This window comes from Occallatibacter sp. (assembly GCF_049510455.1).
GTDB lineage: Bacteria > Acidobacteriota > Terriglobia > Terriglobales > Acidobacteriaceae > Telmatobacter.
Genome location: NZ_JBEKYX010000041.1, coordinates 21974 through 32875 on the forward strand (window position 1 = coordinate 21974; position 10902 = coordinate 32875).

At 60.1% G+C, this 10902-nt stretch carries 6 protein-coding genes; 3 read left to right on the forward strand and 3 right to left on the reverse strand.

Annotated elements, in window-relative coordinates; genetic code table 11:
* Window positions 1-47: 47 nt before the first annotated feature.
* The 3 genes from msrA to scpB are packed head-to-tail and all read right to left on the reverse strand — an operon-like array spanning window position 48 to window position 3810.
* Window positions 48-548 (reverse strand): peptide-methionine (S)-S-oxide reductase MsrA, encoded by a 501-nt coding sequence (gene msrA / locus ABSG47_RS09345; protein ID WP_424169148.1) that lies wholly within the window; start codon window positions 546-548, stop codon window positions 48-50.
* 6 nt (window positions 549-554) lie between these two features.
* Window positions 555-2813 (reverse strand): pseudouridine synthase, encoded by a 2259-nt coding sequence (locus ABSG47_RS09350; RefSeq protein ID WP_424169160.1) that lies wholly within the window; start codon window positions 2811-2813, stop codon window positions 555-557.
* Window positions 2713-3810: an SMC-Scp complex subunit ScpB gene (gene scpB, locus ABSG47_RS09355; protein ID WP_424169150.1), complete on the reverse strand. Its 1098-nt coding sequence runs from the start codon at window positions 3808-3810 to the stop codon at window positions 2713-2715. Before scpB ends, ABSG47_RS09350 begins: the two co-directional genes overlap by 101 nt.
* A gap of 382 nt (window positions 3811-4192) precedes the next feature.
* Between scpB and ABSG47_RS09360 the strand changes: the two genes are divergently transcribed.
* From ABSG47_RS09360 to ABSG47_RS09370, 3 genes are all read left to right on the forward strand, one after another.
* Window positions 4193-4954, forward strand: a complete 762-nt coding sequence (locus ABSG47_RS09360) for an ABC transporter ATP-binding protein (protein WP_424169152.1) — start codon at window positions 4193-4195, stop codon at window positions 4952-4954.
* Window positions 4951-7566: a CPBP family intramembrane glutamic endopeptidase gene (locus ABSG47_RS09365; RefSeq protein WP_424169154.1), complete on the forward strand. Its 2616-nt coding sequence runs from the start codon at window positions 4951-4953 to the stop codon at window positions 7564-7566. The genes ABSG47_RS09360 and ABSG47_RS09365 overlap by 4 nt, the downstream gene beginning before the upstream one ends.
* 106 nt (window positions 7567-7672) lie before the next feature.
* The coding region (locus tag ABSG47_RS09370; protein ID WP_424169156.1) for an Ig-like domain repeat protein at window positions 7673-10902 on the forward strand (3230 nt) is incomplete at its 3' end.

Here is a 10902-nt window from a genome sequence, read left to right on the forward strand (position 1 = left end):
CAGATAGAACCAAGCTGGCCTCCGATCCCTGAAACCTGATCCCTGAATTAAATATGGCAGCTCGCCAGCCCGCGCTTTTCCAGATACCGCTGATGGTAATCCTCGGCGCGCCAGAAGGTCTCCGCCGGAACTACCTGCGTCACGATCTTTTTCGGCTCGAAGCGGCCTTCGGCGTTAAGCGCTTCAATCTTCGCCTTCGCCTCGGCCTCCTGCTCCGGCGAGTGGAAAAAGACCGCGGAGCGGTACTGCGTTCCCCAGTCCGGCCCCTGGCGATTCATCGTGGTCGGGTCGTGAAGCTGGAAAAACGCGTCCAGAAGCTGCCCGTAGCCGATCTTTTCCGGATCGAAGTCGACTTCTACGACTTCGACATGGGTAGGCTGCCCACGATTCGGCTGTCCATCCTGTGTGCAGACATCCTTGTAACTGGGGTTTTCCTGGCTTCCGCCTTCATACCCCACGGCAGTAGCCGTCACGCCGGGCATCGCGGCAAATGCAGCCTCAACGCCCCAGAAACAGCCAGCCCCAAACGTAGCTTTTTGTGTGTCCATATCTGGTTAGATGTCCCTTCCTCGGCCACGGTTCGAGCCTGGGCGCGGGCTGCCGCCCCTCGGGCCAGATTTGGGCCCAGATTTGAACCCAGATTTAGGCCCAGACTTGAAGCCCGGCTTGGAGCCAGACTTAAAGCCGCCACGCGCGCCGCCAGCTTTCGGGCCGCTTGATTTAAATCCGGATGACTTGAAAGCGGGCTTGCCGGATGGTCTTCCGGACGATGTGCCGCCGGGTCTGGGGCCGGACCTGGGGCTGGATTTAAAGCCCGCGCCGCCTCCGGAGTCACTGCTCGATCTGCCTGCCGGCCTGTCATCGAATTTTCTGCCGCCGCCTTCGCGAGCCTTGCCAAAACCGCTGCCCTGATCCGGGAATCGGCTGCTGGGCCGGAAAGACTGGCCGGCACGAGGGCCTGAAGGACGTTCCCGGAAACCACGTTCCCCTGTACCTCTACCCTCAGAACTGCGTCCCTCGCTGCGCCCCGGCCCTCTGTCTGCACTCCGGCCCTGGTAGCCGCCCGGCCGCCGGTCTTGAGGACGCTCCGGTCCCCTGCTGAAACGCTCACGGGGTGCTTGCGTGCCGTCAGAGTCCTGCTTCGGCTCAAAAGGACGCTTGGGGAACGGCTTGCTGGGTCCACTGTCGAACCGCTTGGCGCCGAAACCTGTGCCGGATCCAGACCGTGCCGGACGATCAAAGGACCGGGTAGGCGGACGTGTGTCTGAACGTGAATCGGAGCGTGCGCCCGAACGTGTGTCTGGACGCCTTGTGCCAAATGCTGGCCTGCCTGGCGGTCTGCCAGTGCGCTCGCCGCGTCCCGAGTCTGGGCGCGAATCAGATCGCCCAGGACCAAACGATGGCCTGCTCGTACCGAATCCGGCCCTGCCTGCGGGTCTGCTGGGACGCTCATCGCGCCCTGAATCGGGACGTGCGCCTGAACGAGTATCTGGACGCGAATCGGGCCGGCCAGTACCGAACGCCGGCCTGCCAGCGCCGAATCCGGCCCTGCCTGGGGGCCTGCCGGACTCCTCGCCGCCTCGGTCGTCACGCCGCGGCGCAAAGCCACGTGCCCGATCCGCGCCGCCCGCTCCCTGATCTCTACCCTGATAACGGAAGTTCTTCCCGTAAGGCCGCTTGACGCGTTCCTTTGCCGCTTCATGGTCTACAGTGCGGCCGGCCTCTTTAGGCAGCAAAACGCTGAAGTCGATTTTGCGGCGTTTGAACTTGCCCTTCGCGGCCAGGCGCAGCATATCCACCTCTTCCGCCACCAGCTCACGCATGGTGCCCGCCTCAATGTCCAGCACCAGCGGGCCATACGCCACGCGGCGAATCTTCTCCACGCGATGGCCGATCTCTTCAAACATCTTTCGCAGCTCGCGATTGCGGCCTTCGATCAGAACTATTTCGTACCAGGGATTCTCCCCGGCCCGCACCATGCGGATGCGAGCAGGCGACGTACGGACTCGCCCCTCGCCGGGCTGGCCCTTGGCAATCGTCACACCTGTGCGCAGCCGCTCAAGCTCTTCCTCGCTCGGCGCGCCGGATACCTTCACCAGATACGTTTTTTCCACGCCCGATGCGGCGCGGGTGAGCTCATTGGCCAGCGGGCCGTCATTGGTCACCAGCAATAGCCCTTCGCTCTGGTAGTCCAGCCTGCCCACCGGATAAAGCCGCTCACCCTGGCGCTCAAAAAACTTCATCACCGTCGGGCGGCCTTCAGGATCGCTGACCGTAGTTACAAAGCCGCGCGGCTTGTTGAGAATAAAGTAGCGCAGGCGCTCGGATCCCTGCAGCAGTTTGCCATCCACGCGGATGTGATCGCGCGTGAGATCCGCCTTGAAACCGGCAGTGGTGATGACCTGCCCGTTCACCTGCACGTGGCCCTCGGCAATCAGCTCCTCGGCATGGCGGCGGCTGGCAATGCCCGCATGCGCCAGAATCTTCTGCAGCCGTTCCTCATGGCGCGGCTCTTCTTGTTCAGATGCCGTGTACTCCGGTGGCTCTACGCCAACGTACAGCTCCCGCTCGCTGGCAGCCTCGTGTGGCGCGGGCTCTTCCTCTTCCAGAAGCTCTTCGTCCAGCTCTTCAGGCTCCGCGATTTCAAGATCAGCAGTTTCCTCGTCCGGAGCAGTGAGCTGCTCCAACGGCAACTCCGGCCCAGCGACGGCCTTAGTGGCCTTCTTCGGCTTCGGGCTTGCTGATTCCTTCACCGGAGCCTTCCTGACCGGCGTTTTCTTCGCCGCTGTTTTCTGGATGGTGGCCTTCTTCACCGGCGTCTTTACCGCCGCCGTCTTCTTCGCTGCTGCCTTCACCGGCGCTGCTGCTTTCTTCGGCTCCGCTTTTTTCGGCGCCGCCTTCTTCGCTGCTGCTTTCTTTACTGCCATCGCTTGCGGCCTCTGTTTCTGCCTGCCGGCTTGTTTCTTCCAGGCCCGGTTCTTCTAAGTCGTGTTCTTCTAAACCATGCCCATCTGAATTGGATGCGCTTTCGGAGGCTGCCTCCCCGGCAGGCTCCATTTCGTCGATTTCGCTCGCCGCGATCTTCTCGAACTCCTCCATCGAAGGCAGCTCGGAGAGGTCCTTGAGCCCAAAGCGCAGCAGGAACTCCCTGGTCGTCTTATAAAGGATCGGCCGGCCGATCACCTGCTTGCGCCCGGCCGTAGCAATCAGCTTACGCGCCATCAGCGATCCAAGCACGCCGCCCGACTCGACGCCGCGAATCTCCGAGACCTCCGGCGCGGTAACGGGCTGCTTGTAAGCAATCACGGCCAGCGTCTCAAGCGCGGGCAGCGAGAGCTTCATCGGCGGCTTCAGGCTCTTGACGAAAAGGCGCACGGCGTCATGGCAGGAGGGCTTGGTGCCCATGCGGTAGCCGCCCGCAATCTCTCGAATCTCCACGCCGCGCTCATCCGCCTCGTAGTTCGCAATCAGCTCGGCCAGAATGCCCTTCAAAATACTTCTGACCTCCTTGTCGCGGGCCCTGGCCTCACGCCTGGCTTCGGATTCCGCATCCACAGCATGCTCCGCGGCAGCTTCTCCAGCCGGCTCAGCATTAGGCTCAGCCTCTTCGGTGGTAGCTTCCGCGGCAGTTTCCGCAACGGGCTCCTCCGGCGCAATCAACGGCAGCGTCTCAGCTACGGGCTCTTCGTTAGCCGCCTTGGCAGCTTTGTACTCCAACGCTTCCGCGGCAAAAAGGGCGGCGAGCTGCGCGAGCGTAATCGGCTCCTCGGCAGCGTAAATAACGGCTTCCAGCTTGGCTTTCAGGCTCATTCCATCATCCATGTTAAAGGACGCGACCGGCGCATGTTAGCTCAGTAATGGGCTGAGGTTCAAAGAAGTAACTCTCACCCCACGCACACCAGCCATGCGCTACTGCGCGGAAGCGTTGCTCTTCTCCAGCTTGTTCAGGTTTTTCCGCGTAATTCCTGCTTCTTGAAAATGCGTGGCAACGGCCCCGTTGCAGTTCTCAATCGCAAGCTGCTTATGGCCCGCGGCCGCGCACCCAGGCAATCATCCATCCGCTCGCCGCGGTCCGGTAAAATTCCTCGCCGCATGGTAATGTATGCTGACCGCAATACCGCAAGTGAAGCTCGTCCCCCTATCCAAAGTGAGGTAGCGTTCTTAAATGGACGAACATGCCGCAGGGCAGCTCATGCCTGAGCCTCTTACAACGCCGGCGCAGGAACTGGTGCTCGTCGAAAACGTCACCAAAACCTTTGACTACAAAGATGCGCTGAAGAACATCAGCTTCGGAGTTCCCGCAGGGCAGATCTGTGGGCTGCTGGGGCCGAACGGCGCGGGCAAAACCACGCTCTTCCGGCTGATGATGGGAATTCTCAAGGCTACAGAAGGACGCATCGCCATCGACGGTCTCGACGCCTTTGAAGAGCGCGTCGAGGTGAAGCGGCGCATCGGCTTTCTGCCCGACGAGCCGGTCTTTTATTCTTACCTCACAGGCCGCGAGCACCTCAAACTGAGCGCGGCAATGCACGGCCTCGACGCCGAAGATGCCTTCTCCCGCATGGAACCGTTGATCGAGCGCCTTCGGCTCGCCGATGACATTGACAACTACGCCGAGGACTACTCACGCGGCATGAAAAAGAAGCTGGGGCTGCTGCTCGCCATGTTGCACCAGCCCAGGCTACTCGTGCTCGACGAACCGACAAACGGCCTCGACGTGGAATCAACTCACCTCTTCTACGGCCTCATTCATGACACCGCCGCGCTGGGTGTGACGGTGCTCTTTTCCACGCATCTCATGGACCATGTTGCGCGGCTCTGTACACACGCCGTCGTTATTCGCGAGGGCCAACTGGCCGCAAAGGGTACCCTCGACGAGCTGCGCGCACTCAGCGGCAAGAACGATCTCGAAGAAATCTTCCTCGAACTCACTGCGAGGCCGCCGCAGGCATGAGCACATCCGGCAAAACGAAGCCGAGCTGGTGGAGCACAGTGGGTTTGCTTCTGCGCAATGCGCGGCGTCGTGCAGTGGGCCGTCGGCAGCGAGCACAGCAGCTTCTAAATCAGCGCACCGGTAAATCGACAAGCAACTTGAGCGCGCTTGGCTACTTTTTTTCAACCCTGCTCTACGTTGTCGTGAACGTTCTTAGCGCATTCATGATGATTTCAGCTGTCGGAAGCGGGCAGCGCGCCGAAATCGAGCGGCAGGGGAAGATCGTCGTCAGCCGCGGTTTCTATAACTACACAATGGCGGCGGGCGTAGGCGGTGGCGGCTATAACGATGCAGGCACATTTCGGAGACCACTGAATCCCTCGGACCTCAACTCTCGGATGGTTTCCGACGAAGCCAAAGAGATTTCTGAAAAGGAAGGCGGCTCGCGCGCAGAGATTGAAGCGCATTTGCGTACGGTGGTGGCAGAAAAAGGAATCACAGGTCTGGTGGAACAGCAAGCTGCCGCGCCCGGCATTCGCGCCCTCGCCTTCACCGGCCGCCTGCCGCAGATGCTAGGCTCACTGTCGCTGCTCTTCTGGCTCATGATGCTCATCTTTCAGGGCGAGGGGATGGAGGTGGACGTCCAGCGGCGCCGCCATCCCATGTGGGAGTGGCTCTTCAGCCATCCAGTGCAGCCTGGAGCGGTCTTTTTTGCGGAGATGCTGGCGCCGATTGCAGCCAATCCCATCTACTGGGCCGCTCCGCTCTTCGTGGCAATCGCGTATGGAGCTGTTTACGGCATTGCCGGCGGCGTGATCGCAGCCTTTGCCGTAGGCGTTCCCGCCAGCATCGCCTGCGCCTGCATGGGCAAGGCGCTGGAAGTTGGCGTATTGCTCCGATTTTCGCCTCGCACCCGTGGAGCGGTCATCGGCCTGATGGGCTGGCTCGGTTACACCGCCATGATGCTGCCGATCATCGGCATCTACATCGTTCCGCGCTTCGTGCATGCCGCAGCCGGCCTGTTGGAAATCTTCACCTTCATTCCTTGGCCGTGGCTGGGCCTGTTTCTCGGCATGCTGCCAGGCGGCAAGTTTTCCTTGATCACCGGCATAATTACGTGCGATGTGCTCGCAATAGCGGCAACTGCCCTCGCGGTATGGATCAGCGTGTGGGGCACGCAACGCGGGCTGGCCGGCAACTTCACCATGGAGCGGCCCAAAACGGCTGCTGCAGCAAACCGCGCGGCCCGTTTCGGCAGCACCACGGGAGTCATCCGCGACCCCCTCTACCGCAAGGAATTCCTCTGGTTCACGCGCGACCGCAGCGCCATCGTGCAGTCATTGCTCGTACCCCTCACCGTCGCCGGGTTTCAGCTCGTCAACCTGCGCGGCCTGGTGGCCAAAGCCGACGGAAGCTGGAACTACCTCTGCGGCGTAGCCATCTTCTTCGGCACGTATTTTCTCTGGATTCTGGGGCCCAAATCGCTGCAATCCGAGGGTCAGGCGCTCTGGATTGCGCTCACATGGCCGCGCGGCTTGGAAAGCCTGCTCAAAGCCAAGGCATGGCTTTGGTCCATGATCTCCACCGGCCTCGTCGCCTTCATACTCCTCTACGCCGCGATGCAGTTTCACACCGACATCTGGAAGATCGCCCTCGTCGGCATTGGCTGGTACTTCTTTGCGCGCAGCATGGCAGAGAAATCCGTTACGCTGGTCACCGTCACCTCCGAATCCGGCGAAACCCAGCGACTTCCCAAAGGAAGAATGTGGGCCGCGCAGCTCGGCATGCTCACCTTCGCCATCGGCATCATCACGCAGCAGTGGCATCTGGCCGTCATCGGCATCGTGTACTCGTTTGTCACCGCGGCCGCCATGTGGCAGAACTTCCGCGCGCGGCTGCCGTATCTCTACGATCCCTGGTCAGAGCAACTTCCGCCCGCTCCCACGCTCATGCACGCCATGATCTCCATCAGCGTTCTCGTGGAGCTGGCTGCCGTGCTCTCCATTCTCGTGCTGGCCATCGGCGACCGAGATAGCCTGGCCGCGGGGCGGGCGCTTGCCTATGCCATCTCGGCAGTCGTCGTCTCCCTCTGCGTCGCACACTTCCTGAACAATCGCAACGTGCGCCCGCAGGAGATATGGAACTGGGTACCAGCCGGCGCCATCGAAGAGAATGAGCCGCTGCTCAAGCGTTATGGCATCGGTGACATCGGCATAATCGTCCCGCTCCTCATGGGCGCATGCGGCGGCCTCGCCCTTGGCCTGGCTGCCAAAGGCTACACCATGCTGCTCGCGCATATTTCTTCCACAGCCGATCTCATTCGCCAGGCGCAGCAGCAGATGGTCTCCGTTCCAAACCTGCACTTCTGGTACATGATCATGGCCGTAGGCTTTGCGCCCTTTGCAGAGGAGTATCTCTTCCGCGGCCTGCTCTTTCGCGCGCTGGACCGCGAGTGGGGCGGCTGGAAAGCCGTCCTCGGCGCAGCCGCCTTCTTCGCCGTTTACCACCCGCTGCTCTCCTGGCCGCCCGTCTTTCTGCTCGGCGCAGCCAACTGCCTGCTCTTCCGCAAAACAGGCCGCCTGGCTCCCGCCGTTCTTCTGCACATGGTCTACAACGCTGTGGTGCTTAATTAGTCAAAAAAAGCACCAGAATCTTCATCGCCTACCCCAGCCGGATTATGGTATTCGTCCTACGGATATTCAAATGTCATTTTCCACGCAGTGAAGCCAGGGGGAAGTTTTGCAAGCCCGTTCTTACCGCAAGCGGTTTTCGCATAACTGGTTTTTAAGCATCTGGTTCGGTGCGTTCCGGGCTCACGTGAGCCTTTCGCATCTTGCGTGCCTGCTTGTCTTCTCGCTCGCGTCGCTGGTCTCAGCGCAAACCACCATCCACGTCCCCGCAGACCAGCCCACCATCCAGGCCGGCATCAACGCCGCCAACAACGGCGACACCGTCCTTGTCGTTCCCGGCACCTATTACGAGAGCATCGACTTCAAAGGCAAGTCCATCACCGTAATCAGCGCAAGCGGTGCGGCGCAGACCATCATCGACGGCAGCAAGGGCAACGGCGCATCAGCGGTTTCCTTTATCACCGGAGAACCCCGTACGACGGTTCTCAGCGGATTCACCATTCAGAACGGCGGCCTGGAGGGCATCGACGGCCCTATACCCGGGATTCTTTATCGCGGCGGCGCACAGGCCAGCCTTGTCAACGACATCATCACCCATAACCATTGCTATGGCGTTTGGGCAGACGGCGGCTCGCCTCTCATTCAAAATAGCAACATTAACAACACGCTCGACAATAATGGCGACTGTTCCATCGCAGGCGGCGCAGGCATTTTTTTGGGTAACTCCGTAGTAGATAGCAATGGCAATCCAGTTCCCGCCGTAATTATCGGCAACACGATTGAAGATAATACGCAATCGGGCAATGAGGATTCAGGAGGCAACGGGGGTGCGGGTATAGCTGTATGGACGGGAAGTCCAATCATCATGAACAATACCATCCGCAACAATGCTACCTCGCTTGGCAACGGCGGAGCCATCAATCTGGTAGAAGGACAAGGCGTTGTAATCGTTCAGAATCTCATCTACGGGAACTCCGCCGGATGTGGCGGAGGCGCAATCGCGGGTGAAACGCCGACGGACCCTCGCACTGGAATCGCTGCACTCATCGCCAACAACACCATCGTTAACAATACTGGGTCGACCCAGGCAAATTCCGAGACTTGCACATCCGTGTCTCAGATCTTTCCCTTGCTGGCTAGCTTACTCTCCAACGGTCCAGCAACGATGATTATCAACAACGTCATCAGTGGAGCCTCATCATATCCCGCTGTCAACTGCGATTCGTTCAGTACACCCAGCGAAGCGAACCAGCCCACGTTCCAGAACGACATTCTCTACAACGCCGGGGGCCCATTCTTCGGGTCGTATTGCATAGATGTCTCGAACGAATATAACAACATCACCTCCGATCCACAGTTTGTGAGTTCATCCGGCAACAATTACCAGCTCAAAAGCACATCGCCGGCGATCAATGCCGGGCAGAACAGCGTGCTCCAGACCTTTCAAGCCATGACAGGGCAGAGCTGGACCAGGGACTTTGCCGGAAACCCTCGCGTGCAAAGTAGCAATGCCAACAGCTGCACCATCGACATGGGGGCGTATGAATACCCCGGTACGGCCGACCTGTGCAGTACCTCGACGACGCTCACTCTAAATTCCGCACCGAATCCCTCTCTGCTCAATCAAAGCGTCACATTTACGATCAACAGCTCCGCATCGGACGGCACGCATCCCGGACCAATCACGCTGTCAGACACCACCACCAACACCACGCTAAGCACCTTGACACCCGACGCCCAGGGCAATGCAAACTATGCAATCTCGACTCTGACGCCCGGCAATCACAACATCACGGCGTCGTATCTGGGCACTTCGACATATGGGAGCGCCAACGCGAGCCTGACCCAGGTAGTCGACTATCTGCCGACTGCCATGTATATAACCTCGTCGCCGAATCCTTCAAACTTAGGCCAAGCAGTAACGCTTTACGCCACCGTGGAGACGCAATACGGAACCCCTACCGGAGCGGTCACTTTTTCAGACGGCTCAAAGACGCTGGCAACGGTGAATCTGGTCAACGCCTCCGCGACCTACACCACCTCCAGCCTCACCGCCGGTCAGCACATTATCTCGGCAGCGTACCCGCCCAATACCACCTGGAACGGGAGCGTGCAATCCATCACTCAGGTGGTCAACGGCCAGCCCACAGCAACCGCGCTCACTGCCTCGCCGAATCCCGCCTACGCCTTGCAATCCGTCACGCTAGCCGCAAAGGTCACAACAACAGCAACCGGTACACCTACCGGCACAGTAACTTTCTCCGACGGCGGCACAGCGCTCGGCACAGCGAATCTCGCAGCCAACGGCAGAGCCACGCTTCCCGTAACATTCGCCGCCGTATCCGCAACCCCGCACCAGCTCACAGCTACTTACAGCGGCGATTCATCCTTCAACTCCAGCACATCCGCAGCTTGGCCCGAGACCATCGAGTTCAATCCAACCACAACTCTGATCACCACAATGGTGCCGAACCCGGTAGACTCCTTCGCATCTGCGACGCTTTCGGCAACGGTCAATTCCTCCACCAGCCCCGGCAATGCGCCCACAGGCTCCATCTCCTTCACCGCTGGAGGAAAGCCGCTCGGCACCGGCACTCTCGTCAACGGCACGGTTTCCGTTCCCATCATCGCGCCCGCGCCGGGCAGCTATCACGTGATCGCCAACTACAGCGGAGATACAGCATTCTTCCCCAGTGCTTCGCCTTCGCAAACGCTCGTCGTGATCCCCGATGTAGTCTCGGTAACCCTCATCAGCAGCGAGAACCCATCCGTCTTTGACGATTCGGTAACCTTTACTGCCAGCATCTCTACAACAAATCCCGCCCCGCTCACAGGTACCTTCACCTTCTTCGACGGCAAAACGCAAATTGGCCGTTCAGTCAAGATAGACAGCACCGGCACCGCTACCTACACCACCACCACACTCGCGGTGGGCACCCATCCCATCACGGCCGTCTACTCCGGCAACGCCGACATCGCCGGCGCAACGTCGTCGATACTCAACCAGGTAGTTCAGCCCTACACGGGCGATTTCACACTGAACATCACTCCGGCCAACGCAACCATATATACCGGCGGCCGGGCGGGATTCATCATAACCGCAACGCCTGAGAATGGATTCAATCTGCCGCTGGGGCTGACCTGCTCATCACTGCCGGCAGACACAGCTTGCGTCTTCGGACCCGCCAGGATCGTGGCCAACCCTCCTCCCGGTTCCGAGTTCTACGTGCCATACGCGTCGACACTCACGATAAAGACAGTCGCACCATCGCCAAAGACTTCAGCCGCAAGCCTCAAGGCCCGTTGGACTGGCGGAGCCGCGGCGCTGGCCTGCCTATG